At 56.7% G+C, this 23,956-nt stretch carries 28 protein-coding genes; 16 read left to right on the forward strand and 12 right to left on the reverse strand.

Features of this window, described 5'->3' with window-relative positions; genetic code table 11:
• Positions 1-87: 87 nt before the first annotated feature.
• Complete coding sequence (gene gltX / locus AC2FHW_RS06400) at positions 88-1,413, forward strand: glutamate--tRNA ligase (RefSeq protein ID WP_271948343.1); 1,326 nt, start codon at positions 88-90, stop codon at positions 1,411-1,413.
• Positions 1,414-1,465: 52 nt separating this feature from the next.
• Here gltX and AC2FHW_RS06405 read toward each other — a convergent pair whose 3' ends face one another.
• Complete coding sequence (locus AC2FHW_RS06405; RefSeq protein ID WP_271948342.1) at positions 1,466-2,035, reverse strand: gamma-glutamylcyclotransferase family protein; 570 nt, start codon at positions 2,033-2,035, stop codon at positions 1,466-1,468.
• Positions 2,036-2,128: 93 nt separating this feature from the next.
• Between AC2FHW_RS06405 and AC2FHW_RS06410 the strand changes: the two genes are divergently transcribed.
• A complete protein-coding gene (locus AC2FHW_RS06410) occupies positions 2,129-2,575 on the forward strand; it encodes an RrF2 family transcriptional regulator (RefSeq protein ID WP_142635622.1) in 447 nt (148 codons plus the stop codon).
• Positions 2,576-2,577: 2 nt separating this feature from the next.
• On the opposite strand, the gene AC2FHW_RS06415 is transcribed toward AC2FHW_RS06410, so the two are convergent.
• Together AC2FHW_RS06415 and AC2FHW_RS06420 are read right to left on the reverse strand one after the other, a co-directional pair.
• On the reverse strand, positions 2,578-5,106 hold the full coding sequence (locus AC2FHW_RS06415; RefSeq protein ID WP_496676479.1) for an ABC transporter permease: 2,529 nt from the start codon (positions 5,104-5,106) through the stop codon (positions 2,578-2,580).
• Positions 5,103-5,798 carry an ABC transporter ATP-binding protein gene (locus tag AC2FHW_RS06420; protein WP_271948339.1) on the reverse strand — a complete coding sequence of 232 codons (696 nt, stop codon included), beginning with the start codon at positions 5,796-5,798 and terminating at the stop codon, positions 5,103-5,105. The genes AC2FHW_RS06415 and AC2FHW_RS06420 overlap by 4 nt, the downstream gene beginning before the upstream one ends.
• Positions 5,799-5,824: 26 nt before the next feature.
• Between AC2FHW_RS06420 and AC2FHW_RS06425 the strand changes: the two genes are divergently transcribed.
• Positions 5,825-6,484, forward strand: a complete 660-nt coding sequence (locus AC2FHW_RS06425) for an arylesterase (RefSeq protein ID WP_496728613.1) — start codon at positions 5,825-5,827, stop codon at positions 6,482-6,484.
• Here AC2FHW_RS06425 and AC2FHW_RS06430 read toward each other — a convergent pair whose 3' ends face one another.
• The 5 genes from AC2FHW_RS06430 to AC2FHW_RS06450 form a co-directional block, all read right to left on the reverse strand.
• Positions 6,485-7,042, reverse strand: coding sequence for a L,D-transpeptidase (locus tag AC2FHW_RS06430; protein ID WP_142635628.1), 558 nt, complete (start codon positions 7,040-7,042; stop codon positions 6,485-6,487).
• A gap of 179 nt (positions 7,043-7,221) precedes the next feature.
• Positions 7,222-7,428: a cold-shock protein gene (locus AC2FHW_RS06435; protein ID WP_142635630.1), complete on the reverse strand. Its 207-nt coding sequence runs from the start codon at positions 7,426-7,428 to the stop codon at positions 7,222-7,224.
• 310 nt (positions 7,429-7,738) lie between these two features.
• On the reverse strand, positions 7,739-8,485 hold the full coding sequence (locus tag AC2FHW_RS06440) for a hypothetical protein (protein ID WP_142635632.1): 747 nt from the start codon (positions 8,483-8,485) through the stop codon (positions 7,739-7,741).
• The gene (ettA, locus tag AC2FHW_RS06445; protein ID WP_271948336.1) at positions 8,482-10,137 is read right to left on the reverse strand and encodes an energy-dependent translational throttle protein EttA; all 1,656 of its coding nucleotides are present in this window, start codon (positions 10,135-10,137) and stop codon (positions 8,482-8,484) included. The genes AC2FHW_RS06440 and ettA overlap by 4 nt, the downstream gene beginning before the upstream one ends.
• A gap of 81 nt (positions 10,138-10,218) precedes the next feature.
• The gene (locus tag AC2FHW_RS06450; RefSeq protein ID WP_496821645.1) at positions 10,219-10,728 is read right to left on the reverse strand and encodes a DUF2059 domain-containing protein; all 510 of its coding nucleotides are present in this window, start codon (positions 10,726-10,728) and stop codon (positions 10,219-10,221) included.
• Positions 10,729-11,143: 415 nt separating this feature from the next.
• Here AC2FHW_RS06450 and AC2FHW_RS06455 point away from each other — a divergent pair, with 415 nt between their 5' ends.
• From AC2FHW_RS06455 to dacB, 3 genes are all read left to right on the forward strand, one after another.
• Positions 11,144-11,395 (forward strand): MOSC domain-containing protein, encoded by a 252-nt coding sequence (locus AC2FHW_RS06455; protein WP_416383917.1) that lies wholly within the window; start codon positions 11,144-11,146, stop codon positions 11,393-11,395.
• Between the two features lie 32 nt (positions 11,396-11,427).
• The gene (locus AC2FHW_RS06460; RefSeq protein WP_271948332.1) at positions 11,428-12,048 is read left to right on the forward strand and encodes a nicotinate-nucleotide adenylyltransferase; all 621 of its coding nucleotides are present in this window, start codon (positions 11,428-11,430) and stop codon (positions 12,046-12,048) included.
• A gap of 66 nt (positions 12,049-12,114) precedes the next feature.
• Complete coding sequence (gene dacB, locus AC2FHW_RS06465; protein ID WP_271948330.1) at positions 12,115-13,596, forward strand: D-alanyl-D-alanine carboxypeptidase/D-alanyl-D-alanine endopeptidase; 1,482 nt, start codon at positions 12,115-12,117, stop codon at positions 13,594-13,596.
• Positions 13,597-13,598: 2 nt separating this feature from the next.
• On the opposite strand, the gene AC2FHW_RS06470 is transcribed toward dacB, so the two are convergent.
• Positions 13,599-14,021, reverse strand: a complete 423-nt coding sequence (locus AC2FHW_RS06470; protein ID WP_142635642.1) for a tellurite resistance TerB family protein — start codon at positions 14,019-14,021, stop codon at positions 13,599-13,601.
• An 81-nt stretch (positions 14,022-14,102) separates the two neighbouring features.
• Positions 14,103-14,561, reverse strand: a complete 459-nt coding sequence (locus tag AC2FHW_RS06475) for an Lrp/AsnC family transcriptional regulator (RefSeq protein ID WP_142635958.1) — start codon at positions 14,559-14,561, stop codon at positions 14,103-14,105.
• A gap of 115 nt (positions 14,562-14,676) precedes the next feature.
• Here AC2FHW_RS06475 and phhA point away from each other — a divergent pair, with 115 nt between their 5' ends.
• The 5 genes from phhA to AC2FHW_RS06500 all read left to right on the forward strand — a co-directional run bounded on the left by phhA (position 14,677) and on the right by AC2FHW_RS06500 (position 20,415).
• Positions 14,677-15,477: a phenylalanine 4-monooxygenase gene (gene phhA / locus AC2FHW_RS06480; RefSeq protein WP_496728605.1), complete on the forward strand. Its 801-nt coding sequence runs from the start codon at positions 14,677-14,679 to the stop codon at positions 15,475-15,477.
• Positions 15,478-15,484: 7 nt separating this feature from the next.
• Positions 15,485-15,838, forward strand: coding sequence for a 4a-hydroxytetrahydrobiopterin dehydratase (locus tag AC2FHW_RS06485; protein ID WP_496707978.1), 354 nt, complete (start codon positions 15,485-15,487; stop codon positions 15,836-15,838).
• A 122-nt stretch (positions 15,839-15,960) separates the two neighbouring features.
• Entirely contained in the window at positions 15,961-17,535 is a 1,575-nt protein-coding gene (locus AC2FHW_RS06490; protein WP_271948325.1) for a lysine--tRNA ligase, read from the forward strand.
• Between the two features lie 48 nt (positions 17,536-17,583).
• A complete protein-coding gene (locus AC2FHW_RS06495; protein WP_271948323.1) occupies positions 17,584-17,985 on the forward strand; it encodes a DUF4864 domain-containing protein in 402 nt (133 codons plus the stop codon).
• 141 nt (positions 17,986-18,126) lie between these two features.
• Positions 18,127-20,415, forward strand: a complete 2,289-nt coding sequence (locus AC2FHW_RS06500) for a glycosyl hydrolase family 28-related protein (RefSeq protein WP_271948321.1) — start codon at positions 18,127-18,129, stop codon at positions 20,413-20,415.
• Positions 20,416-20,458: 43 nt separating this feature from the next.
• Here AC2FHW_RS06500 and AC2FHW_RS06505 read toward each other — a convergent pair whose 3' ends face one another.
• On the reverse strand, positions 20,459-21,142 hold the full coding sequence (locus tag AC2FHW_RS06505) for a hypothetical protein (protein WP_246097186.1): 684 nt from the start codon (positions 21,140-21,142) through the stop codon (positions 20,459-20,461).
• Positions 21,143-21,265: 123 nt separating this feature from the next.
• Between AC2FHW_RS06505 and AC2FHW_RS06510 the strand changes: the two genes are divergently transcribed.
• The 4 genes from AC2FHW_RS06510 to AC2FHW_RS06525 all read left to right on the forward strand — a co-directional run bounded on the left by AC2FHW_RS06510 (position 21,266) and on the right by AC2FHW_RS06525 (position 23,017).
• The gene (locus AC2FHW_RS06510) at positions 21,266-21,586 is read left to right on the forward strand and encodes an antibiotic biosynthesis monooxygenase family protein (protein ID WP_271948319.1); all 321 of its coding nucleotides are present in this window, start codon (positions 21,266-21,268) and stop codon (positions 21,584-21,586) included.
• Positions 21,587-21,657: 71 nt separating this feature from the next.
• Positions 21,658-22,065, forward strand: a complete 408-nt coding sequence (locus tag AC2FHW_RS06515) for a universal stress protein (protein ID WP_271948317.1) — start codon at positions 21,658-21,660, stop codon at positions 22,063-22,065.
• A gap of 158 nt (positions 22,066-22,223) precedes the next feature.
• Entirely contained in the window at positions 22,224-22,625 is a 402-nt protein-coding gene (locus AC2FHW_RS06520; RefSeq protein WP_246097187.1) for an excalibur calcium-binding domain-containing protein, read from the forward strand.
• Positions 22,626-22,663: 38 nt separating this feature from the next.
• On the forward strand, positions 22,664-23,017 hold the full coding sequence (locus AC2FHW_RS06525; RefSeq protein ID WP_142635658.1) for an MmcQ/YjbR family DNA-binding protein: 354 nt from the start codon (positions 22,664-22,666) through the stop codon (positions 23,015-23,017).
• Positions 23,018-23,060: 43 nt separating this feature from the next.
• Here the strand turns inward: AC2FHW_RS06525 and AC2FHW_RS06530 are convergent, their stop codons facing one another.
• On the reverse strand, positions 23,061-23,285 hold the full coding sequence (locus AC2FHW_RS06530) for a hexameric tyrosine-coordinated heme protein (protein ID WP_142635660.1): 225 nt from the start codon (positions 23,283-23,285) through the stop codon (positions 23,061-23,063).
• Between the two features lie 110 nt (positions 23,286-23,395).
• Here AC2FHW_RS06530 and AC2FHW_RS06535 point away from each other — a divergent pair, with 110 nt between their 5' ends.
• Positions 23,396-23,842 carry a MarR family winged helix-turn-helix transcriptional regulator gene (locus AC2FHW_RS06535; protein WP_271948315.1) on the forward strand — a complete coding sequence of 149 codons (447 nt, stop codon included), beginning with the start codon at positions 23,396-23,398 and terminating at the stop codon, positions 23,840-23,842.
• Positions 23,843-23,956: the final 114 nt, after the last annotated feature.

Raw genomic sequence — 23,956 nt, forward strand, 5'->3', positions numbered from 1 at the left:
ATTGCCACCTGACGTTGGCGTGAACCGGTGCGGTGGCTGGACAATTTGCCCATCCTGTGAGAAGAGCCGCGCCAACAGGAGACTCCTATGACAACCACCCGTTTCGCCCCGTCACCCACCGGTTACATCCATGTGGGCAACCTGCGCACAGCGCTGATGAACTACCTGATTGCCCGCAAGGCTGGCGGCACGTTCATCCTGCGTATCGACGACACAGACCCCGAGCGGTCGAAGGAAGAATATGTCGATGCCATCAAACAGGACCTCGAGTGGCTGGGCCTGCATTGGGACCGGGTCGAACGACAGTCCGAGCGTCTGGACCGCTATGCCGAGGCAGCCGACGAGCTGCGCGAGATGGGCCGGTTCTATGAAGCCTTCGAAACCCCGACCGAGCTGGACCTCAAGCGCAAGAAGCAGCTGAATATGGGCAAGCCGCCGGTTTATGACCGCGCAGCATTGAACCTTAACGACGCCGAGAAAGACGCGCTGCGGGCAGAACGTGGCAACGGTGTCTGGCGCTTTAGGCTGGATCATGAACGGATCGAGTGGACCGACGGTATTCTAGGCGATATCTCGATTGATGCATCCTCGGTGTCGGATCCAGTACTGATCCGGGGCGACGGTCAGGTTCTGTACACGATTGCGTCGGTGGTCGATGATACCGAAATGGGTGTGACCGATGTGGTGCGTGGCTCGGACCATGTAACCAATACTGCGACGCAGATTCAGATCATCCAAGCGTTGGGCGGTACTTGCCCGCGTTTTGCACATCATTCTCTGCTGACCGGCCCCCAGGGCGAGGCGCTGTCTAAGCGACTGGGCACGCTGGCTCTGCGTGATCTGCGCGAGCAGGGCGTACAGCCGTTAGCATTGCTCAGCTTGATGGCGCGTCTGGGCTCATCCGACCCGGTTGAGTTGCGGACAGAGATGGCCGAGCTGATCGATGGATTTGACATTGGTCGTTTTGGTGCCGCGCCGACCAAGTTTGACGTTCAGGACCTGTTTCCGTTGACGGCAAAACACCTGCAATCTTTGTCATTGGCCGACGTTGCGGATGCTGTGGCAGATGCGGGCGTACCGGCCGAACTGGCCGAACCGTTCTGGGCCATGGCCCGCGAGAACATCACCACTCTGGCAGACCTGAAAGGGTGGTGGGAGCTGTGCCTTAACGGTGCCGAACCACTGATTGCCGATGAAGACCGAGAGTTCATCACCGAGGCTGTGGCGTTGTTGCCAGAAGGCCCGTTCGACGGCGCGACCTGGGGGCAGTGGACCAGCGCGGTGAAAGACGCGACAGGCCGCAAGGGCAAGAGTCTGTTCATGCCTTTGCGCAAGGCACTGACAGGAATGGAGCGCGGCCCCGAGATGGCAACCCTGTTGCCCCTTCTGCAGGTGATCCGCGCGCGCGGCTGATCTTAGTGCCTTAGATTGTGATAAGGCATGGTCTGCTGGCCGCGCCTTTTTTCTATAAGGTCTGTACGATCTGGGCTGCTATTCGCTTCAGCCGATCATCCACAAAACAAGTCTCATCTGGTTTCAATGCCTGGTGGCGCGGATACCGCGGCTCCGCCCGGTCATTCAGGATCGGGGCGTCCCAGCCATCAGTGGTAGCAAAAAAGCGATCGGCGCCCTCGGACCCGAACGCACGCAAATAGCCTTGCACAACCACGTCGATATAGCTCATCAGCAGGGGGTGGCGCCGGCTGGCCGCGGATTGACGGTCATCAGGTACGGCATAAACAGCGATCTCAACCTCGTGTGGCAGAGAATGGGTGACGGCCTTAGTCGCTGGAACGCGGTCGTAGGCCCACTCACGTTGATCCAGCGCGTCCCAGTCATTTCCCGGGACATGGGCAATCATGCCGTCGATTTCAGAAGTGGGATCCGGAATGGCGGTCAGGAAAGCGACCGGGCGCAAATCGGTATGCCGCCAGGCCCGCCGCCATCCCTTCAACTGCGCGGGATGCGGGTCGGGGAAATCGTGGGTCGCGAGGTTCACGAGGCTGCCGTAGCCAAAGAAATAGGGGTCTGCCATGCGGGATCACTTCTGACCGGGAATTGATGTATGTCAAACCGCTTTTTTGCCCAACATGCAATAAGGCAGCATGTTGAACTTAGGGAGGCAAACATGCGGATAACCAAGCGGACAAATATTGCTGTGCGCCTACTGATGTATTGTGCAGCAAATCCAGACAGGTTGGTGACCAAATCCGAGATCGCAAAGGCCTGTAATATCTCGGAAAACCATTTGGCGCAGGTGATCAACCAACTCAGCCAGTTAGATTATCTGAGCACTCATCGCGGTCGCAATGGCGGTATGGTACTCGCTAGATCTGCTGATCAGATACGGATCGGTTCGGTTTTTCGGCATATCGAGGGCGACTTGCCGATTGCCGAGTGCTTTGCGGATGCCGACAATACATGCCCGCTCACCAACGCCTGCCGGCTGCGTCTTGCGCTGCGGGACGCGGCCGAGGTCTTTTATGCCTCGCTGGACGAAATCACGCTGGATTCGCTGGTGTGTGACAATGCAAATCTGCTGACGATTTTGCAGCCCGTCGCCTGCGTCCGATAAACTCAGTCGCTGGCGCGCAAGATGCGCGCCGGGCGAACGGCAAGGGGTTTCAAGGCAAAGATCAACCCCGCGCCCAGCGTGACGATGATCCCGGCCAATACGATGCCGATGGCAGATGGCCAGATGACGTCAAAGCTGGTGTCGAAAATATATGTCGCAACCGCCCAGCCGCCGAGGATGCCCACCATCAGGGCCACAATTCCAGCGGCAGACCCCAGCAGAACAGCCCGAAGGGCAAAGCTGATCAATATGCGCCGACGGTCGGCACCGATGGTCTTCAGGACTGCGGCCTCGTACCGCCGGGCTGGTTCACCCGCTGCCGCGGCGCCGATCAGGACCAGAAAGCCGGTTAGCAGCGATACACCAGCCCCATAAGACGTCGCAGCGGCCAACCCGGCCAGCAGACCCGAGACCCGGTCAATCGCATCGCGGACACGGATTGCGGTGATATTGGGGAATTTACCCGCCAGATCACGAAGGATCGCGGCTTCGGCCTGCTCTTCGGCATAGACGGTGGCAATGAAGCTATGCGGGGCGCCGGCCAGGGCCGACGGGTTCATGGACATGATGAAACCCATCCCGGCGGTCGAGAAATCCACCTCGCGCAGAGAGGTGAGCTCTGCGGTGATGTCGCGCCCCAATATGTTGACGGTCAGTTGGTCACCCAGCTTCAGGCCCATCTCTTCGGCCTCTTCAGCGGCGAAGCTGACCTGAGGCGTTCCGGAATAGTCTTCGGACCACCATTCCCCGGCGGTGACCCGTGCGTTCGAGGGCGGGGCGTCGGAATAGGTGACCCCGCGGTCGCCTTCCAGTACCCAGTGGTCCCCGGCGACCTCAATCGCGGGCTGCCCGTTAATCTGCGTGATGATTCCGCGCAGCATGGGCGCGCTTTGGATCCGGCTTACGGCAGGGTCGTTTTCCAGCCGTTCGGTAAAGCCAGGCATCTGCTCTTTCTGGATATCGACGAAGAAATAAGAAGGGGCGACATCGGGCAGGTTTCCTGAAATCGCGTTTCGCAGGGTGCCGTCGATTTGCCCGACTGCGGCCAGTACCGACAGGCCCAACCCCAGCGACAGGACAACCGATGCGGCCCCTTCGCGCGGATCGGAAATGGCCGACAGGGCCCATCGCAGGGGAGGATTCCCTCGGGCGGGTTTTGTGGTCAGGCGCGCCAGTTTGCGGATCGCCAGCGCTGCCATCGAAAGCAGAACCAGCGCTCCGGCCAACCCGCCGCTGGTCCAAAGGGTCAGGCGCGCCGATCCGCTGAAAAAGGCAGCTGCGCCGATCAGCGCCGCAAGCCCGATGCCTGTCGCTAGGATGTATTTTGCACGGGGCAGGAAGCGCGTCGAAGACAGCGCATCGCGAAACAGGGTCGCAGCGCGGACTTCTTCAGTACGGGCAAGGGGCCAGAGTGTGAACAAAAAGGCGGTGAGCACGCCGTAAAGCGCGGCTTCAGCCAGAGGCTGCGGATAGAACGAGAACACTGCGGGCACAGGCAGGCGAGTTTCGATCAGCGGCGCAAGCAGCAGAGGCACCGATCCACCCAATATGATGCCCAGAAAAATGCCGATGCCAGAGAGAATACCGATCTGGATCAGATAAGTCTGAAACACGGTCGCCCGATCGGCACCCAAAGTACGCAAGGTAGCAATGGTTTCAGTCTTTTGCGCCAGATAGGCGCGCACCGCTGCAGATACGCCGATGCCGCCAACAGCCAGCCCGGATAGTCCAACCAGAACCAGAAAAGCGCTGAGCCGGGCAACAAATTCTGAAATGCCGGGGGCACCGTTCCGTGCATCGGTCCACCGCATTCCGCTGCCTTCAAGGGCTTCGCTTGCCTGCGCCGAAAGAGCTGTAAGATCAGACCCCGGCGGCAGATCCAGACGGTATTTGGTGGAAAACAGAGTACCCGGTGCCAATAATCCGGAATTCAGCAAGTCCTGTGTGCGGATCAGCGTGCGCGGACCCAATCCAAACCCGTCTGCCGCCCCGTCCGGTTCGTGGATCAGGGCTGCCATCAGGACAAATTCCTGAGTTCCAAGTGAAAACCGATCCCCAACCGATAGCTGAAGCCGGTCGATCAGAGCGGGAGCCATTACGGCACCGGGCGCCCCTTGCTGGCCTGTAAAGGCGTCACGCAGGGGCATCTGGGGCTCTAGTATTGGCTTGCCCAACAATGGATAGGAGTCGTCAACGGATTTGACCTGCGTAAGCGCCCGCTGTGGGTCACTATTCTGCTGCGCGACTGCCATTGACCGAAAATCGACGACTTCGGAGATGGCTAAGGCCGCGTCGTTCATCCATGCACGCTCAGCCTCATCCGCAAAGCGATAGGTGAATTCCAGCTGTGCATCCCCGCCCAGCAGAGCCGCGCCTTCTTGCGTCAGTCCGGTTTGGATGGCGTGGCGGACCGAACCCACAGCGGCAATGGCAGCGACCCCAAGTGCAAGACAAGCCAGAAACACCCGAAAACCGCGCAGACCTCCGCGCAGTTCCCGCCGCGCCAGCCGCCCGGCCATCCGCAGGCTCATTCGGCAGCCTCTTGCCTTGTGTCATCGGCAATCCTTCCATCGCGCAGCCGGACAACACGGTCACATCTGCGCGCAAGGCTGTGGCTATGGGTCACCAGAACTAAAGTAGCACCATGCCTGTCGCGCAGGCCAAGCAGCAGGTCAATGATGGCGGCTCCGTTTGTTTCGTCCAGATTGCCGGTAGGCTCATCCGCCAGCAGGATCTGTGGTCGCGGGGCAGAGGCACGGGCTAGCGCGACGCGCTGCTGCTCTCCACCGGAGAGCTGCGCCGGATAATGGTCGCGTCGATGCGTCAGCCCTACGGACTCCAATTCGGCCTCGGCCCGTTGAAAGGCATCTTTGTGACCGGCCAACTCCAGCGGTGTGGCCACGTTCTCAAGGGCAGTCATCGTGGGGATCAGGTGGAAATTCTGAAATACAACGCCCATGCTGTTGCGTCGGAACCGTGCGAGCTCGTCTTCGTTCATGCGGGTCAGATTTTGCCCGAGTGCGGTTACCTGGCCGCCCGTCGCCTGTTCCAGCCCGCCCATCAGCATCAGTAACGACGATTTTCCTGACCCGGACGGCCCAATCAGACCCAGTGTCTCGCCCTTGTGTACGGAAAGCGTGATGTCGTGCAGGATATCTACCTGACCGGCATTGCCATCCAGCGATAAAGCGGCATTTTCAAGCGATAGAACAGTTGCGATCATGGGTTGGTCCGAACCGAGGTAATCAAATGGGATATGGAGCAGTTGAGATGTTGCGCAAGGCTTTGATGCCGGTGCTTATCATGTGTTGCGGCTTTGCGGCCACAGCAGAAACCGTAGTGATTGCCGCTCTCGGGGATTCTTTGACTCAAGGGTACGGCCTGCCCGAGCAAGACGGATTTGTCCCGCAGCTGGGTCGTTGGTTGAAGGATCACGGGGCGGATGTGCGCCTGATCAATGCGGGTGTATCCGGGGACACCACCGCCGGAGGGGCGGCGCGTGTAGACTGGACACTGACGCCCGACGTGGATGGGATGATCGTTGCATTGGGCGGGAACGATCTGTTGCGAGGGCTTGATCCGGCAGTTGCACGCGCAAATCTTGAGACGATCCTGAAAGCAGCAGATGGCGCTGAGGTCGCCGTGTTGTTGGTCGGAATGCAGGCGCCGGGGAATTATGGCCCAGATTACAAAGCCGCATTTGATGCGATCTACCCCGATCTGGCGGATCGATATCAGACTGGATATGTGCCAAGTTTTTTCACAGGTTTGACTGCGGCAGGAAACCCCGAAGAAGTACGGGAACACATGCAGGCAGATGGCATCCATCCCAACGCCAGTGGTGTGGCCCTCATCGTTGAAGACCTTGGACCAAAGGTTTTGGAACTTGTGAAATCAGCAGAAGATTGATCAGACGACCGTCACAACTGTTCCAATCGGCACCCGCTGGTACAGGTCGATGACATGCGTGTTCAGCATGCGTATACATCCGTTCGAGGCTGCACGGCCTATGGTCTGCGGCTGAGTGGTCCCGTGAATTCGGAAATAAGTGTCAACGCCGTTCTGGAACAGATAAAGCGCCCGTGCACCTAACGGATTGCCGTCACCGCCAGGCTGCACATAGTCGTTATCCTTGAAACGAGCATATGTAATTGGCTCACGCTCGATCATTTCATTGGTGGGGCGCCAGGTGGGCCACTCCTTTTTGACGTCTATGGTCGCTGTTCCGGTGAACTCCAGCCCGGCTTTGCCCACCCCGCACCCGTAACGGATTGCCTTGCGAGGTTCTGTTACGAAGTACAGATAGAACGAGCGTGGAACCACCAGAAGCTGGCCTGGCAGGAATTGCTTTTTGATTCGAACAAATTGAGGAGTGGGGTCGTATTCGACGGCTTTCTTTGCCGACGCGGCGGTCGAAACAAGGCTTGCTGCTGCTGTTGCAGTCAGGAATGTACGGCGTGTCAACATATCAGCTCTCTTCAATACAACAGAAAAATCATGACCATAGTGTCCGGATGATATCCGATCCGGTCAATCGTCGGGTAAGAGTAACTGAATTGTGATGTAATCGCAGGGACACACTTTTACAGGTGATCGCTCAGGCACAAATAGAAAAGGGCAGAGGAAAACCCTGCCCTTACAGCGGCTTACGCCAGCTGGATGTCGTCGGCGCTTTCGCGACCGTCACGACCCGAGCGCAGCTCGTACGTGACTTTCTGGTTGTCGGCCAGACCGGTCAGGCCCGAGCGTTCGACGGCCGAGATGTGAACGAAGATGTCTTTGCCGCCATCTTCGGGTGCAATAAAACCGTAGCCTTTGGTGGTGTTGAACCATTTTACGGTGCCTGAAGGCATATCCGTGTTCTCCTTATCTGGTGCTGCCCACGGAGTTGCGACAGCCTGGCGTCGTCGTCTGTATCGATAGACTGAACGCCGTAGAAGGAGACAGTGGGTCGAAATAGAAAAACGGTAGCACTCTGAGTATGCCAGTTCAGACGAGATGTGACAAGCCGGATTTGCAATCCTGAACAACTGAAACTAGCGCCAGGCATCAGAATCTACGCATCAGAATATCCTGAAACAATCTATACAATGTATGTGGTTAGCTGAATTTTTTGGATTCGCGAGCGCCCGGAAGAACGTCACGCGCCAGACCGTCCGAGGATCACTTTGCGAGCGGCAATTTGCCCACGATCTCGTTCATTTCGGGCGAGGCCACAAAACATCTGGGAAGCTGGGAAATCACTTCGTCAATCGGATCGTAGATCTGGCTCGCGGCCTTTCGCAGATCTTCCGGAATATCTTTTTCAGCCCGTTCACGCCGCGGAGCCGGTACAAATTTCAATCCGGTAAATTCAGAGATTTCGTCCTGATATTCCCACAACGCATCGTAGTGAACGCACAATACCGGGATGTCGTCATAAGTGACCCATTCCTTGATCTGCCGTGCCTGTTGCAGCACATCCCGTTCGAAAAGCTCGTCATATGTGCCCGTCGCATGCAGATTGTAGAAGTGCTTTTTTATCCACTCAGGGCCATAGCCTTCCATCGCTGTGTAGACTGAAAAGGTAGAGTCCTTTGTCGAGCCAAAGCAAAAGACGACTCGGGTATCTTTTGACCAGTTTGACAAAACCTGCGGAAAATCATGCGTCTTGTAAAGAAACGGCGCCTGGAAGGTGGCGTCGTCCAACCGAGACACGAAACTGGCCTGACCCGAGAGGTTTGGGTCCAGCCTTTCCAGTGCATCGCGCAGCGCATGGTAGGTCATGGTACTGCCCGACCTGCCATTGCTTGCGACGATCACACAGTAATCTGTCTTGTACATTTGCCGGATGCGCTTGCGCAGCGGCGCGCTGATTTTCAGCGCGCTACGTTGCCATTTTTCCAACCGTCTTTTGAGCTTCCGTCTCATCGCGCAAACTTCTTATGCTTCAACCGCTTCGGCTCCAGCGCGTCTGGTCCCAGACGGCGTTTCTTGTCCTCTTCGTAATCCTCGAAGTTGCCCTCGAACCATTCGACATGGGCATCACCCTCAAACGCCAGAATATGCGTGCAGATCCGGTCGAGGAAGAAGCGGTCGTGGCTGATGACCACGGCGCAGCCGGCGAAATCGACCAGCGCGTCTTCCAGCGCGCGCAAGGTTTCGACGTCCAAATCGTTGGTCGGTTCATCGAGCAGCAGGACGTTGCCGCCCTCTTTCAGCAGGCGGGCCATGTGGACTCGGTTGCGCTCGCCCCCTGACAGCAGCGAGACCTTTTTCTGCTGGTCGCCGCCCTTGAAGTTGAAGGAGGAGCAATAGGCGCGGGAATTGACCTGTGCGTCACCCAGTTGGATGATCTCGGCCCCGCCGGTGATCGCCTCCCATACGGTGTCGTTGTCCTTCAGGTCATCGCGGGACTGGTCGACATAGGACAGTTCAACCGTGTCGCCAAGCGTGATGGTGCCTGCGTCGGGCTGTTCCTGACCGGTGAGCATCTTGAACAGCGTCGATTTACCGGCGCCGTTGGGGCCGATGACGCCGACAATTCCGCCGGGGGGCAGGGTAAAGTCGAGGTTCTCGATCAGTTGCTTATCGCCCATGTGTTTGGACAGGCCTTCGACCTCGATCACCTTACCGCCAAGGCGCTGGCCGTTGGGGATGACGATCTGTGCGCGGGTCAGCTTTTCGCGCTCGGACTGTTCCGCCAAATCATTATAGGCGTTGATCCGGGCTTTGGATTTGGCCTGACGGGCCTTCTGGCCTTGGCGCATCCAGTCGAGTTCGCGTTGCAGGGTCTTCTGCTTAGACTTGTCCTCGCGGGCTTCCTGTTCCAGCCTTTTGGCCTTTTGTTCCAGCCAAGCGGAATAGTTGCCCTCGTAAGGCAGACCACGGCCCCGGTCGAGTTCGAGGATCCAGCCGGTGATACTGTCGAGGAAATAGCGGTCGTGAGTGACGATCAGGATGGTGCCCTTGTAGTCGATCAGGTGCTGTTGCAGCCAGGCGATGGTTTCGGCGTCCAGGTGGTTGGTCGGTTCATCGAGCAGCAGCATGTCGGGCGCTTCGAGCAGCAGTTTGCACAGCGCCACGCGGCGTTTCTCACCGCCCGAGAGGTTGGCGATATTGGCATCGTCTGGCGGGCAGCGCAGCGCCTCCATCGAAACGTCGATCTGGCTGTCGAGATCCCAGAGGTTCTGGCTGTCGATCTCGTCCTGCAGCTTGGCCATCTCATCCGCGGTTTCGTCCGAATAGTTCATCGCCAATTCGTTATAGCGGTCGAGGATCGCCTTTTTCTCGGCCACACCCAGCATGACATTTTCACGCACGCTGAGGCTTTCGTCCAGCTTCGGCTCCTGTGGCAGGTAACCGACTTTGGCGCCTTCGGCCGCCCAGGCCTCACCCGTGAAATCCTTGTCGAGACCGGCCATGATCTTCATCAGGGTCGATTTACCGGCGCCGTTGACACCGACGACACCGATTTTCACGCCGGGCAGAAAGCTCAGGTGGATGTTTTCAAAGCACTTCTTGCCACCGGGATAGGTCTTGGAGACACCCTGCATGTGGTAGACATATTGATAGGCGGCCATGTCGCGTCCTTTGGGTCGGAGGAATTTGGTTGGACGGTGTGATACCCGAGCCGACAAGGGCGAGCAAGAATAGTTCTGAGCTTATTCGAAGGCTTCCAGCAATTTGTCGGTGAAAGATCTACTTTCGATTACGAGACTTTCTTCGTGGATGCGCCGAACAATTTCGGGTTGAACCATCTGAGCTGCTTTTGCGCCGGCCACCTGACCCGTTTTTGCGCCATGCTGCATCATTGCAGGCGTAAATCGGAGTAGCTTCTTTCCCGTCGGGCTGTGGTAGAACTGGGCTATTTCGTGCAATTCAGAAGCTGAGAAATTTTCAACATAGAATTGAGCCGTTGGAATCCGCAGTTCGTGGATGAATCCATCCATGAATACGTCCATCACAATGTCGAAAAACGCTTCGGTATCAGATACTTTTATGCCCCTGGAAATTAGATCTTGTTGCACCGCTTGTATCAGGACCGGACGCATTGCGACCAGCACACCTTGCATGACTTCTTCGTTTACGGTGACGTTGGCTACATAATCGGCATCCTCCTGTGCGCCTGCATACAAAACATTCGACGAGAGGGCGAGGAAAGCAGTGGCCAATGATAGGTTGCGCAATAGATTGTTCCTATTGATTTAGTGTTTTTCTGTCGGGGTAGTGCTTATCCAGTCAGTACTGGTGCTGCAAGCTATGGCAGTGCCTTGACTCTGCAAATAATCCTTGCGTTGTGGGCTTGGAGGGAAGCTAGGAAACTGCAAGAAGGTCCGTTCAGTAACGCAGACTGAAGGAACCGCTATAACAACGGCATTCCAATACGTTATTTCTTGCTACTCACAAGCAGGTTGCGCTGACTGGATTAGTTTGCGGCCTGCGCTGCGGAATGAGATAGTCGCTGTAGAGGGGGCCATGTTCTCTGCTAATGGGCCGGACGGAGACCGCAGCTGCGCGGGCAAGCGAGCCGTGACCCTGATCCAGCGGGAACATCTGTCTGCGATAGGCTCCTATATCGGGTAGGGTCTGGTTGCGCCTGAAACCCTGCGACGCAATCTGGTGGTATCAGGAATCAATTTGGCGGCGCTCAAGGGGCGTGAGGTGCAGGTGGGCGAGGCCATCCTGCGTTTCACTGTGATCTGCGCGCCGTGCAGCCGGATGGAGGAGGCGCTGGGCAAGTGTGGTTATTCCGCCGTTCGGGGTCATGGCGGTTGGTGCGCCGAGGTGGTGCGGCCCGGGCGGGTCAGGTTGGGCGACGCTGTGCAACCTGTTGATTGACAACCCCGCCGAGTTCTGAACATCAGCAAGAGATGCAGCGTAGCTCTATCCCATATGTACGGCCCGGGCAGGTCGTGGGGTTGTTCGGGGGGTCATTTGATCCGCCGCATAAGGGCCATGTGCATGTGACACTCGAGGCGATGAAGGCCTTTGGGTTGGATCGGGTGTGGTGGCTGGTCTCTCCGGGTAATCCGTTGAAAGAGCGCGGGCCTGCGCCATTGGCGCGGCGGGTGAAGGCAGCGCAAGCTGTGATGCAGCATCCACGTGTCGAGGTGACGGATATCGAGGCCCAGACCGGCACACGCGCCACGGCGGATACTGTCGCCGCCCTGCAGAAGCTTTATCCGCAGGTCAGGTTTGTCTGGCTGATGGGCGCGGATAACCTGGCGCAATTCCATAAGTGGAAGGATTGGCAGTCGATTATTGAAACCGTACCGGTTGGCGTTGTTGCCCGTCCCGGAGACCGCATCTCTGCACGTATGTCCCCTGCGGCGCGTCGCTATGCCAAATACCGCATCGACGGGCAGGCGCGGCATTTACTCGGCCGGGCACAGGCCCCGGCGTGGTGTTTTGTGAATGTGCCGATGCTGGATGTCAGTTCGACCCAGTTGCGCATTCAGGGGGTTTGGGGCAACAAGGTGTTGCCTGAATAGCCCCTGTGGGCCCATAATTCGGATCTCAGGTTGTTTGCCTGTGATCTCTGGGATTTTAATTGACCCATGAATGATCGTTATTCGCGACGAGGATTTATTGCAGGGCTGGGTGCGGCCCTGATGCCTGTAGCCGTTATGGCTGAGGCACCGCTTACATCATTGAGGCCTCAGATTCGTGATGAGCCGATCGTAGGTGTTGTGCGCTTGGTCGAAGCCGCGAACCTGCGCGGCGAAGTCGCCTTTGCTGTAGCCGACGCTGATACAGGCACGGTGCTTGAAGCCTATGGTGGCGACCGGGGTTTGCCACCGGCAAGTGTTGGCAAGGCCCTGACCGCGCTTTACGCGCTGAATGTGTTAGGTGCTGACTACAGGTTCGAAACTGCGTTGGTCGCTGAGGGGCCCATAGAAAACGGCATTTTGAACGGCGATCTTGTTCTTGTTGGCGGTGGTGATCCTTTGCTGGATACGGATGCGCTGGCCGCGATGGCGGCAAACTTGCGCGAGGCCGGAATCACCGAGGTCCGCGGCGCGTTCAAAGTATATGATGGCGCGTTGCCTTACGTGTTCAGCATTGATCCGGGGCAGCCAGATCATTTGGGGTACAGCCCTGCGATCAGCGGCATTTCTCTGAATTTCAATCGCGTGCATTTCGAGTGGAAAAAGCAGGGCGCCAGCTATGACGTGACCATGGATGCCCGAAGCACGCGCTATACCCCTGCAGTGGAAGTGGCGTCCATGAAGGTCGAGGGCCGCAACCTGCCGATCTATACCTACGAACCCAGCGCCCGTCAGGACCGGTGGACTGTTGCCAAAGGCGCGTTAGGTAGCGATGGGGCGCGGTGGCTGCCTGTCCGCAAGCCCGCGCTTTATGCAGGTGACGTTTTCAGAACATTGGCCCGATCCAACGGAATTGTGCTGGGGCGGACGCAGGTCACGCGGCAGATGCCGAATGGAACCCCTTTGGTCATTCAACAAAGCGACCCGCTCGAGAGCATATTGCAGGGCATGCTGAAATACTCGACCAATCTCACTGCCGAGATGGTGGGGCTCGCTGCTTCGAGGGCGCGTGGTACGCGACCGCAGACTTTGGCGGAGTCAGCCGCCGAGATGAACAGATGGGCCACAGAGACCTATGGTGTGACCGGGGTTGCGATGGTCGATCATTCAGGGCTTGGGGGCGATTCACGCGTAGCGCCCGAGGATTTGGTGGTCGCGCTGCTGGCGGCGCAGAAAGCCGGAGACCTCCGGCCTTTGCTGAAGAAATTTACGCTTGCCGACAGTCAGGGGCGGCCGGTCAAGGATCATCCGATCAGAGTGAATGCGAAAACCGGAACCTTGAACTTTGTCTCGGGCCTGGGCGGGTTCATAACCTCACCGGATGGGGCAGAGCTGGCCTTTGCGATATTCACGGCCGACATAGAGCATCGCGCAACGATCCCCCGAGCGTATCGTGAACGGCCCGAAGGCGGGCGGAGCTGGAATAACAGGTCGCGCAAATTGCAGCGCGCACTGATCGAAAGGTGGGGGAAGCTGGCCGGCAGCAGCTGATGTCAGGTCGTGTGCCGTGCCCGCGCGCCACGCTCGATGGCAGCGGCATGCAAACGGTCGATGTCCAACTCGTAACGGATTTCCTCGAGCAGCCGCAATTCGGATTCTGCCAGCGTACCATCTGCAGCCGCAACATCACATGCAAGCGCATAGGAGGTTTCGTTCAGGCGTTCGGGCAGGTTGTCGCGGATCAGTCCAAACAGGGCATCCAGGCCATCTTCTTGTTCAAACAGATCGAAGACGATCTGGGAAACGCGATACATCCGGTCGATGTCATATTCTGCAAAGACAGGCAGCATGTTGACCGCGCCCTCGATCTTGACCAGCTCGGCGGTGCGGATGGTCTCATCTGATGCAGAGATCGCAACCATAATCGCCACGAGGCAATCTTGAGGAGACATCGGGTGTGGCACTTGGTTGGTCATAGGGGTGTCCTGATTGAACTGTTCTGATCCCGCACGATAGGTGGGGCAGGGAATAGGTTCAACGGATTTTGGAGCGATAGATCAAAGAATGGGCAAAGGGCCACGTGTTTTCGTCTGCCGCAGTACAAAATTGCTGCGAGTGTCGCGGACTAACCCCGATTTCAACAGCCTTTGCATGATGAACGCCTCAAGATCTTCGGGTGTTTTCGAATAGACTTTCAGAATGAAGTCATGATCCCCGGTGATTGAGGCGCACTCGACAATCTGAGCCTCGGTCTCAACCAGCCGCAAAAACGAAGTGATACTGTCTTCCTGATGATCGCGCAGCGCAACATGAACATAGGCTATTGCGTTCAGGCCAACGGATTTGGCGGGCACACGAGCGGTATAGCCTGCCACAACCCCGGCAGCTTCGAGATCGCGAACCCGCCGCCAACACTGCGAGGCAGACAGGCCGGTACGATCCGCGAGCTCTTGCATAGACAGACGGCCATCGGTCTGAAGCTCTTGCAGGATGGCGATATCGGCGTTTTGAAGCATTTGCGTCACTTCATATAGATTTGTGAAGCGTTTCGGTCATATTGTATGATTTTGAAAAACATTCAAACGATTTATTTCACGATGGCTGGCTATACTCGTTTCAGGAGGAGCCTTCATGCCAAAGTCGACCAAATACGTCGCCAAGGTGGCCAATGCCAATGGTCACATCACATATACCGACGAAGAGGATGCTGTCTGGGCTGATCTTTATGCCGCTCAGCAAGAGAACGTACAGCGCTATATGGCGCGTGATTATCTTGCGGGGCTGGATCGGCTGGAGCTTCCGAAAACCCGTGTTCCATCTTGTGTGGATATTTCCGAGCGACTGCTGGACATGACGGGCTGGCGGGTACAGCCGGTGCCCGCGCTGATCGGGTTCAAGACTTTCTTTGGTATGTTGGCTAACCGGGTTTTCCCCGCCGCCTCGTTCATCCGGTCCCGCGAGGATTTCGATTATATCGAGGAACCGGACATCTTTCATGAAATTTTCGGGCATGCTCCGTTGTTGAGCGATCCGCGATTTGCTGCGTTCAGTCATGCTATCGGAATGGCTGGGGTGCGGGCCGGTGAAAAGGACTATGCTTGGCTGATCCGGCTGTATTGGTTTTCGATCGAATTTGGTCTGCGGAGGCAAGACGGCGCGATCAAGGCGTTGGGATCGGGGCTTGCCTCATCCCCGACCGAACTTGTCTACGCGGTGGAAAGCGAAATACCCGACCGGGATCCCTTTGACGTTCTGACGATCCTGCGCACGCCCTACCGGATTGATATGCACCAGATGGGCTATTTCGTGCTGGACGACCCAGAGGAACTGTTTGCTGCCGCCGATCGGGATTTGCTGGCGGATGTGCATAAGGCGCAATCACTGGGCCTGTTGCCGAATAAGTTTCCCGAAAAGGCAACAGCGGCGGAGTAAGCTGGACATGACCACATCAGAACAAACCTGCACCCTATCGGATCGGACCTGTGCCCCTTGTTCCGGCGGCATTCCAGCTTTGAACCGTGATGCGGCAAGCGCGCATCTGGCCCAGTTGACCTCCGATTGGTCGCTGGATGCGGATGCAAAAATTCTCAGCCGTCATTTCAAATTCAAAGGCTTTGCCAAGGCGACCTATCTGGCAAACCTTTGCGCCTGGCTGGCCGATCAGCAAGGGCATCATCCCGACATCAGATTTGGATGGGGATATGTGGATGTTCAGCTGACGACCCACGAAATTGACGGCCTTAGTGAGAATGACTTCATCTGGGCGGCCAAGTTGGATCAGTTAGTCGTCTGAGGCCAGTTTCCAGACAGGAAAAACAGCTTGCTTTATTGACTCATGCTGCACCGGCACAATAGGAGGGGTCGGTCGGCGGCAAACGAAAGCCGACGCTGTTTTCCCGATGGAGCTTAAAGAAAATGTCTGAACTGCGTGAAACCGCGATGTCGTCCAAGGCCTGGCCTTTTGAAGAGGCGCGCCGGTTGCTCAAACGCTATCAGAAAGGGGCTCCGGACAAGGGGTATGTGTTGTTCGAGACGGGCTATGGCCCGTCCGGCTTGCCGCATATCGGGACATTTGGCGAGGTGGCGCGGACCACCATGGTCAAGCGTGCGTTTGAGGCGCTGTCGGATATTCCGACCAAGCTGATCTGTTTCTCGGACGATTTGGACGGTATGCGCAAAGTGCCCGGCAACGTGCCGAATCCCGAAGCGCTTGAAGAGCATTTGCAGCGTCCTCTGACTTCGGTCCCTGATCCGTTCGGCGAATACCCAAGCTTTGGCGAATACAACAACGCAATGTTGCGCCGGTTCCTCGACACTTTTGGGTTCGAGTATGATTTCTATTCGGCGCGCGACTTTTATCGCTCGGGTCAGTTTGACGAGATTCTGAAGCGGGCGGTCGACAACTATGATGCCGTAATGGCCATCATGTTGAAAAGCCTGCGAGAAGAGCGGCAGCAGACCTATTCGATCTTCCTGCCGATCCACCCCGAAACAGGTCGGGTTCTGTACGTGCCGATGAAAAAGGTCTGCGCCGAGACCTATACCGTCACCTTTGATGACGACGACGGCAAGGAATGGACGCTGCCAGTCACGGGGGGCAACGTAAAGCTGCAGTGGAAGCCGGATTTCGGTGCGCGCTGGGCCGCTCTGGGCGTCGATTTTGAAATGTACGGCAAGGAACATGCCACCAACGAAAAGATCTATGACGCGATCTGCCGGGCGTTGGGTGGCCGTGCGCCAGAGCATTTCAGTTATGAGCTGTTTTTGGATGAGAACGGTCAGAAGATTTCGAAATCTTCGGGCAATGGCGTCTCGATCGACGAATGGCTGACCTATGCACCGACTGAGAGTCTTGCGTATTTTATGTATCAAAAGCCCAAGACCGCCAAGCGCATGCATTTTGATGTGATCCCCAAGGCCTATGATGAATATCATCAGCAACTGCGGGCCTATCCGGGGCAGGAGCTGAAGGCGCAGTTGAACAATCCGGTGTGGCATATCCACGGTGGGGAGGTTCCTGAATCGACGCTGATGGTGCCCTTTGCGATGTTGCTGAATCTTGCTTCGGTTTCCGGGGCCGAGGACAAAGAGGCGCTGTGGGGGTTCATCCGTCGCTATGCGCCAGAGGCCACTGCCGAGACCCATCCCGATCTGGATCAAGCAGCGGGTTTTGCGGTGCGGTATTTCAATGATTTCGTCAAGCCGACCCGCCTGCATCGGGCACCGACGGAGCAAGAGCGCGAGGCGCTGGAGGCGCTCAAAGCCGAACTTGAGGCGTATGACGGACCGATTGACGATGAGGCGTTGCAATCGGTGGTTTACTCTGTCGGGCGCGAGCGGTTTGACCCTATGCGGGGCTGGTTCACCGCGCTCTACGAGGTGTTGTTGGGCGCATCCCAGGGGCCGCGATTTGGCGGGTTTATCGCGCTTTACGGCGTGCCGGAAACCATTGCGCTGATAGACAAGGCGCTGGCTGGAGAGCTGGTCTGATTTGACCTGATCGCGTGTGGGGCTATCCTTCGATCAGGAGGTGGCCCCATGCGTCGTTTATTGCTTGCTGTATCTTTGAGTGCCGGACTGGCATCAGGAGCCTTTGCCCAAAACGCCGAGATCGAGGCGAATATCGCGGGGCAGATACAGGCATTCAAGGCGGATGATTTCGCAACCGCCTTTACCTTTGCCAGCCCCACCATCCAGCGCCTGTTCGGAACGCCCGAGAATTTCGGGGTCATGGTCCGGCGTGGCTATCCAATGGTCTGGCGACCTGCGGATGTGCGGTTTCTGGAACTTCGCGAAATTTCAGGGGCGTTGTGGCAGAAGGTGATGATCACGGATGGCGACGGGCAGGTTCACATTCTGGACTATGAGATGATCCCTCAGGAAGAGGGCTGGAAAATCAATGGCGTGCAGCTTTTGGGCAATTCGGATCCGGCGGCGTAACGCAACACCACCGTCACGGTGATATGAACGGCGGTTAATTCCTTTTCGATACTCAGACTTTTGCGTTCGGGGTGCGTGGCCCTGGGCACTGGGTTTATGCGCACGGCGACTGACCGCAGCGCGATTGGGAAAGGGATTTCTATGAATAAGGCAATCACTGACGGCATCGTATTCATGCCGCCTGTTTTCGCATCCGGTCTGAACGTGTGGTCGAGCGGCGATGGTACTCCGGGTTCGCCAACCTATGACGGATCGGGGAACGGCGTATATGTCCCGGCCGATGCGGATTTTGGCGGATGTCTGGAAATCCTGAAGGTAAACGCAACACAACAGCTGCGCTATATGGGCCAGACACCGCTGCTGCCGGGATGCTACTTGCAGATCAAAGCTCGGGTAAAAGCGATTAGCGGCCCCTTGCCCGAAGTTCGTATCGCCGCCTGGGCGGGCGGGGCAGGTGATGTTCAGGTGCCGGGCGTGGTCGAACAGGGCCCGGCAACACAGCTGTCCGGGTACGGCACCGTGCATGAAATCACTGCGATTGTGGGCGCAGGGCAACGGACGGGTGTGGATATGCCTTGGGGTGTTTCCACCCTGTACGGGCATTTCGGGCTGGATATTGAAGGCACCAACGGCGCTGTGGTCCGGATCGACGATATCGAGATTACGGATGTCACCAATGTGTTCCTGCGCGACATGATCTCTCTGGTCGATATCCGTGATTTCGGGGCGGTCGGTGATGGTGTAGCGGATGACACAGCAGCGTTTGTCGCCGCTGATCAGGCAGCGAATGGACGACGTGTCTTTGTCTCGGATGGCACCTACCTGTTGACGGAAAACACGACGATCTCGTCTGAGATTGAATTTGAGGGCATGGTCACAATGCCCGATGACAAGATGCTCTTGCTGACGAAGAACTTTAACCTGCCGGCCTATATCACGGCCTTCGGCGCCGAGGACCTGGCATTCAAAAAGGCCTTTCAGGCTTTGCTGAACAACTCGGATCATGAATCGCTGGATCTGGGCGGGCGCAAGATTTCGGTGAGTGAGTCGATTGACATGGCAGCGGCGGTTCCGAACAAACAAACAGGGTTTTCGACACGCCGGATCATCCGCAATGGCCAGTTCGATGTTCAAAGCAGTTCGGCCTGGGGCACCGAGACATTCACATCTCTGGCAACCTACAGCCCGTCGGACCCAACGCGTTTGACCAATGTTGCGAATGTTGCCAACATTCCTGTCGGCGCGCTGGTGCAGGGCAGCGGCGTTGGCCGCGAGATCTATGTCCGGTCCAAGGATGAGGGGGCGGGAGAGATCACTTTGAACGCGCCGATCTATAACGCATCCGGGACGCAGACATTTACCTTTTTGTCTTTCAAATATCTGCTTGATTTCAGCGGTTTCAGCACGTTGCGCAAGTTCGGAATGGAAGAGATCGAGTTTCAATGCAATGGCCGCTGTAGCGCAATCCGCCTTGCGCCGTCAGGCAGCACAATTGCCATAACGAACTGTTTTATCAGCCGACCTTTGGATCGCGGTATCACCTCGATCGGTACAGGGTGTCAGGGCATGTTGGTCGATAATTGTCAGTTCCTGTCTTCTGAAGAGTCCTTTGACGTCTCGGATCGCAAGTCGATTGCGTTGAACTCAACGGCCAATGACATCAAGTTGCGCCACAATCGCGCGGTTCGTTTCCTGCATTTTGCGGTGCTGGCAGGGACCAACAACATGGTCCTAGGCAACCATTTTTTCCAGGGAGACAGCATCACTCAGGGGGTGCGCTCGGCCGGTTTGGTCATGATCGGAACTTACAACAGCTCGACCATCGCCGAGAACTATGTCGATAACTGTTTTGTCGAATGGACAAATGAGCGGGATTCAGACCCTGTTTACACCGCTGGCTTCTCATTCAGCGCCATGAGCATTACCGACAATATCTTCTACTCGAACGAGGTCGCGCCCTGGTTCAGCAGCATTGTCATTCGTCCCTATGGCGCCGGGCATTTCCTGAACGGCGTCGTCGTGACGGGAAACAAATTCCGGTCCATCAACGGAGGGATCGACCGGGCCGAACGCGTGGACACGACATTCGCTGATCTGAACAACACAGCCCATTTGAACGTGACGTTTGAAAACAATACGTTCCATGGTGTCACTGCTAAAACCGCAAATCCACTGAGGGTACGGCACGCACAGAACACAGCTGCAACGGCGTGGACGGTGTCTTCTGAGGACCGGTTGCCCTTTGGTGGCAAGGCGCGCAGTTGTGACTCGGTTACCGTTCTGGGACCTTTGAAGACAGCGCTTGGGTCAACCAAATATTCGCACCCCTATGTCCTGCTGGAGCACGGGGTGGATGGATCTGATATCCAGTTACGCTGGCCTGAGGGTCTGAAGGGCGAGGTTTCAGCAATCCTGAGGATGGAGCGCTGACGGTGCGGGCGTCTGCCGGAATTAATGTAGGAACGGATTGGGCTTAGAATTCGTTCCACAAAGCCAGTTTGATGCCCGTGTTTTTGCGGGCATCATTTCTTTCCACCCCCAGAACCCAGGTAGTAGAACTGTCTTTGGTTCGGATCATGACCGAGGGGCGTGCCTTCCAATATATCGAGTGCCCAGACCTGTAGGCCGTTTCGATTTGGATTAGGGGATTGATCAACCTGTCCGATGAAAGCCCTGTTGTCAGGTCGAGCTTTCGATAGATGTCATCATGTGTTCGGTTTTCGATGGCGGCATCAATCGCGATCCAACCGCTTCCCAAGGCGCTCTGGAATCCTTTGCCGTAAGACAGCGTCACTTTGTACTGTGCCCAGGCCCGTTCATGTTTGTGATATGCACCGGCACCAAATTCAGCAGCGAACCGACCCCATTGGCCCAAATCCGCTACTGGGACACGTGCAAAGATGAGTGCATGGCCATAGAGGTCTTGGTTTTGTTCGAAATCAAAGCCGACCGTCAGGTTCTGGCTGTATCCCCATTCCGCATAGAGAGAGGTTTTATAGTCGTACCCATCCTCAGGGAGCCGAAAAGCTGTCAGTGAGGCGGCTGTGAATGCTGCATCCTTTTCTCGCAGCCATGCACCTGACCAGGCAGGAGAGGCCATCAGCAACAGGTGCAATATCAGGGCAATGCGATACATGCTTGCAGCTTCCGTCAGCATGGTTAACGGAGTGTTAGCGTTTTGTTTATTTTTCGAATTGAAATGAGCGCGCCTAGGCCAAAAGGAAACACAAGACCTTTCAGAATCCTGTGTTAGGTTTGAGACAGACAAGGGAGTTTCAAGATGCCAAAGATTTCCAAAAACGCTACTGTGCAGACCGTAATCACAACATTTGAAATGACGCCTGGCACCTGCCAGGATCTGCTTGAGGCGTTGACGGATGCCTATGCCAGCTTCATCTCAAAGCAAACTGGATTTGTTGCAGCGGGATTGCACGTGAACGACGCCCAGACCCGGATTGCCAATTATTCGCAATGGGAGCGTCGCGAGGATTTTCTGGCCATGCTGCGTACGTCAGAAATGCGTGATAGAAACCGTAAAATCAACGAGTTGTGCAAGAGTTTTGAGCCCGTCATGTACGATGTTGCGGAAACCTTCAACTGATCCTGACCTGGATCAAGGTCACGCGTCTGGTAATCGACCAGTATACTTGAGCAACCAAGGAGGCGCGTGCCATGTATCACAATATTCTTGTACCAATATCATTCGACGACGCGCGTGATATGCCGTCCGCATTGAAACTGGCGCAACTGTTGGCGGCACCCGAGTCACAGGTCACGCTGCTGCACGTGGTCGAACATATACCGGCCTATGCCAGCGCTTATATGCCGGTCGGGTATCTGGACGATGCGCGCAAGGCCGTTCAGGCCGAGTTGGATGCGCTGGCGGAAAATATTTTGGGCGCCCGCGGAGTCGTTGTCGAGGGGCATTCCGGTCGGACGATCCTTGACTGGGCCGACGTGAATAAGCCGGATCTGATCATCATCGCGTCTCATCGACCAGGTATGCAGGATTTGCTTTTGGGCTCCACCGCTACCCATGTTGTCCGCCACGCTGCATGCTCAGTGCACGTGGTGCGTTAGGTCTCTGCCAGATCACAAGCGAGCAACCAAGAAATTGGCCGGTCTGTCTTGTTTGCTTGGCCCAGGTTCGTAGAGCGTCCTGCATCGTGACAGAGTTTCACAGATATGTTTGTCCCTTAGGTATCGGCATCCCACGGATACTGGTGTATTGATCGGGAATGCAGCCAGAAAAGACCACTCCCAAGGCGCTGTTCACGGATCCGAAATCGGCCAAACGTGTTCAACGCGCTGAAGCTCTGCGCCGGCGCGCATTGTCACCGGTGCGGATTCTGCTGATGGTCCTCATGTTGCCGCTGACGACAGGCATCATTGCCCTGAGCGTTTGGTTGCGCACTTCAGAATTCGAGCGTGATGAGGCGGTTTTACATCTTGTTGCCCTTGCCGGATGTGGTGCTGCGCTCTCGGTTCTTCCTGGTCCGTTTCTGGAGGGCGAGCCGGGCTATCACCTGCAAAACGATCCCGATCAGGATGGTGTGGCCTGTGGAGTGATTGCCCCGAATGCAGAACAAAGCGCTGCCCCTCAAAAACGCGTTGGCAATGCCAAATTCGTGAGGCCTTGACAGGTGGGTAAGGACTTCGGAACAAAGAGGCAAAGCCGATGACGCGAGCAGAGTTCAACAGTTTCTGCGCGGGCCTGAAGGCCAGCTCTCATGTGGTTCAATGGGGCAACGCAGACGTGTGGAAAGTGGGGGGCAAGGTATTTGCGATCTGCGGCTGGAACGACGGTCAGGACGCCTTCACCTTCAAAGCCACTGAACTGGCCTTTGAGGTGCTGAGCGACGAACCCGGAATTCGCCCTGCGCCATATCTGGCCTCGCGCGGGATGAAATGGCTGCAGGTCTATGAGGACCGCGGGATGAGCGACACGTCGCTGCGCGAGCATATCGTGACGTCCTATGATCTGGTCGTGGCCAAGCTGACCAAGAAGATGCGGGCGGAACTGGGCGTATAGGAATGGGTCATTCCTTCCGCCACCCAGCCCATTTCACCTTTACTCACTTGCGCCAATAGTTGTTCGCTGCCGCCACAGTCTGGTAATTTGTCGCCACGACATGCGACACCATAGTCAGGCTGTCCGCATCGTTTTCGTAGATCGGCCTCAGGCGCTGACGAATCTCGTCATTGGGCTGCGTCTTCTTAACCGCCATCCGTGATAGTTTGATTGCCAGGTCAAATCCCTCCTCGGGTGTCTCGGTGATGAGCGTTGGTAGCCAGGACATGTGTTCTCTCATATATCGCGTACAATAATATCGAGCACGATATAAACTGCCTTGTGGGCGTGTGTCAATGAATTATATCGTGCACGATATAAGCGAGCGAAGGTGCTGCCGTGACAGATTCTCCGACCCAACCGAAGACCGACGAGATGTTTTGCCATGCGGTCTATACGTCATGGCATGTGATCAACCGCGCTTATAAGAGACACCTCGGCCCGCTAGGGCTGACCTATCCGCAATACATCACCCTGACTCTGCTGTGGCAGAGAGACCGGCGAAATGTCAGTGAGTTGGCCAACGCGTTGTCGATGGAAACCAGCACGCTGACCCCGCTGCTGAAACGCCTTGAGGCCGACGGGCTTGTCGACCGCACCCGTAGCAAAGAGGACGAACGCCAGGTTGTTGTTTCTCTGACCGGGGCGGGATCGGCCTTGCGGTCTGTGGCGCATGAGATCACCGCCTGCATGATCGCCGATACCGGGCTGGACGAACCTGACCTAGACCGCCTTTTGAATACGCTGGAGAAGCTGAAAGCCGGCTTGTCACAGGCCGGCAATTAGCGCAGGCCGCAAACACGGTGAACGGCGCTTTGGTAGTTCGGGTTCGGTCTGGCTGCGGCTGTGGAATCACAATATGTGAATTCAGATGTCGTGCCTTCCGCGCTGGGCAGCAAC

This window comes from Ruegeria sp. YTSA108, from assembly GCF_059610185.1.

Excerpts from the sequence above, each read along its gene's own strand:
- AC2FHW_RS06435 (WP_142635630.1), bottom strand. The coding sequence starts at position 7,428 with ATGCCTTCAGGCACCGTAAAATGGTTCAACACCACCAAAGGCTACGGT.
- AC2FHW_RS06495 (WP_271948323.1), top strand. The coding sequence starts at position 17,584 with ATGCGTCGTTTATTGCTTGCTGTATCTTTGAGTGCCGGACTGGCATCA.
- AC2FHW_RS06410 (WP_142635622.1), top strand. The coding sequence starts at position 2,129 with ATGCGGATAACCAAGCGGACAAATATTGCTGTGCGCCTACTGATGTAT.
- AC2FHW_RS06415 (WP_496676479.1), bottom strand. The coding sequence starts at position 5,106 with ATGAGCCTGCGGATGGCCGGGCGGCTGGCGCGGCGGGAACTGCGCGGA.
- AC2FHW_RS06520 (WP_246097187.1), top strand. The coding sequence starts at position 22,224 with ATGCAGCCAGAAAAGACCACTCCCAAGGCGCTGTTCACGGATCCGAAA.
- dacB (WP_271948330.1), top strand. The coding sequence starts at position 12,115 with ATGAATGATCGTTATTCGCGACGAGGATTTATTGCAGGGCTGGGTGCG.
- AC2FHW_RS06490 (WP_271948325.1), top strand. The coding sequence starts at position 15,961 with ATGTCTGAACTGCGTGAAACCGCGATGTCGTCCAAGGCCTGGCCTTTT.
- AC2FHW_RS06420 (WP_271948339.1), bottom strand. The coding sequence starts at position 5,798 with ATGATCGCAACTGTTCTATCGCTTGAAAATGCCGCTTTATCGCTGGAT.
- AC2FHW_RS06530 (WP_142635660.1), bottom strand. The coding sequence starts at position 23,285 with ATGTCCTGGCTACCAACGCTCATCACCGAGACACCCGAGGAGGGATTT.
- AC2FHW_RS06515 (WP_271948317.1), top strand. The coding sequence starts at position 21,658 with ATGTATCACAATATTCTTGTACCAATATCATTCGACGACGCGCGTGAT.
- AC2FHW_RS06425 (WP_496728613.1), top strand. The coding sequence starts at position 5,825 with ATGGGATATGGAGCAGTTGAGATGTTGCGCAAGGCTTTGATGCCGGTG.
- AC2FHW_RS06510 (WP_271948319.1), top strand. The coding sequence starts at position 21,266 with ATGCCAAAGATTTCCAAAAACGCTACTGTGCAGACCGTAATCACAACA.
- AC2FHW_RS06470 (WP_142635642.1), bottom strand. The coding sequence starts at position 14,021 with ATGACCAACCAAGTGCCACACCCGATGTCTCCTCAAGATTGCCTCGTG.
- AC2FHW_RS06505 (WP_246097186.1), bottom strand. The coding sequence starts at position 21,142 with ATGCTGACGGAAGCTGCAAGCATGTATCGCATTGCCCTGATATTGCAC.
- phhA (WP_496728605.1), top strand. The coding sequence starts at position 14,677 with ATGCCAAAGTCGACCAAATACGTCGCCAAGGTGGCCAATGCCAATGGT.
- AC2FHW_RS06430 (WP_142635628.1), bottom strand. The coding sequence starts at position 7,042 with ATGTTGACACGCCGTACATTCCTGACTGCAACAGCAGCAGCAAGCCTT.
- AC2FHW_RS06525 (WP_142635658.1), top strand. The coding sequence starts at position 22,664 with ATGACGCGAGCAGAGTTCAACAGTTTCTGCGCGGGCCTGAAGGCCAGC.
- AC2FHW_RS06475 (WP_142635958.1), bottom strand. The coding sequence starts at position 14,561 with ATGCTTCAAAACGCCGATATCGCCATCCTGCAAGAGCTTCAGACCGAT.
- AC2FHW_RS06500 (WP_271948321.1), top strand. The coding sequence starts at position 18,127 with ATGAATAAGGCAATCACTGACGGCATCGTATTCATGCCGCCTGTTTTC.
- AC2FHW_RS06485 (WP_496707978.1), top strand. The coding sequence starts at position 15,485 with ATGACCACATCAGAACAAACCTGCACCCTATCGGATCGGACCTGTGCC.
- ettA (WP_271948336.1), bottom strand. The coding sequence starts at position 10,137 with ATGGCCGCCTATCAATATGTCTACCACATGCAGGGTGTCTCCAAGACC.
- AC2FHW_RS06440 (WP_142635632.1), bottom strand. The coding sequence starts at position 8,485 with ATGAGACGGAAGCTCAAAAGACGGTTGGAAAAATGGCAACGTAGCGCG.
- AC2FHW_RS06460 (WP_271948332.1), top strand. The coding sequence starts at position 11,428 with ATGCAGCGTAGCTCTATCCCATATGTACGGCCCGGGCAGGTCGTGGGG.
- AC2FHW_RS06405 (WP_271948342.1), bottom strand. The coding sequence starts at position 2,035 with ATGGCAGACCCCTATTTCTTTGGCTACGGCAGCCTCGTGAACCTCGCG.
- gltX (WP_271948343.1), top strand. The coding sequence starts at position 88 with ATGACAACCACCCGTTTCGCCCCGTCACCCACCGGTTACATCCATGTG.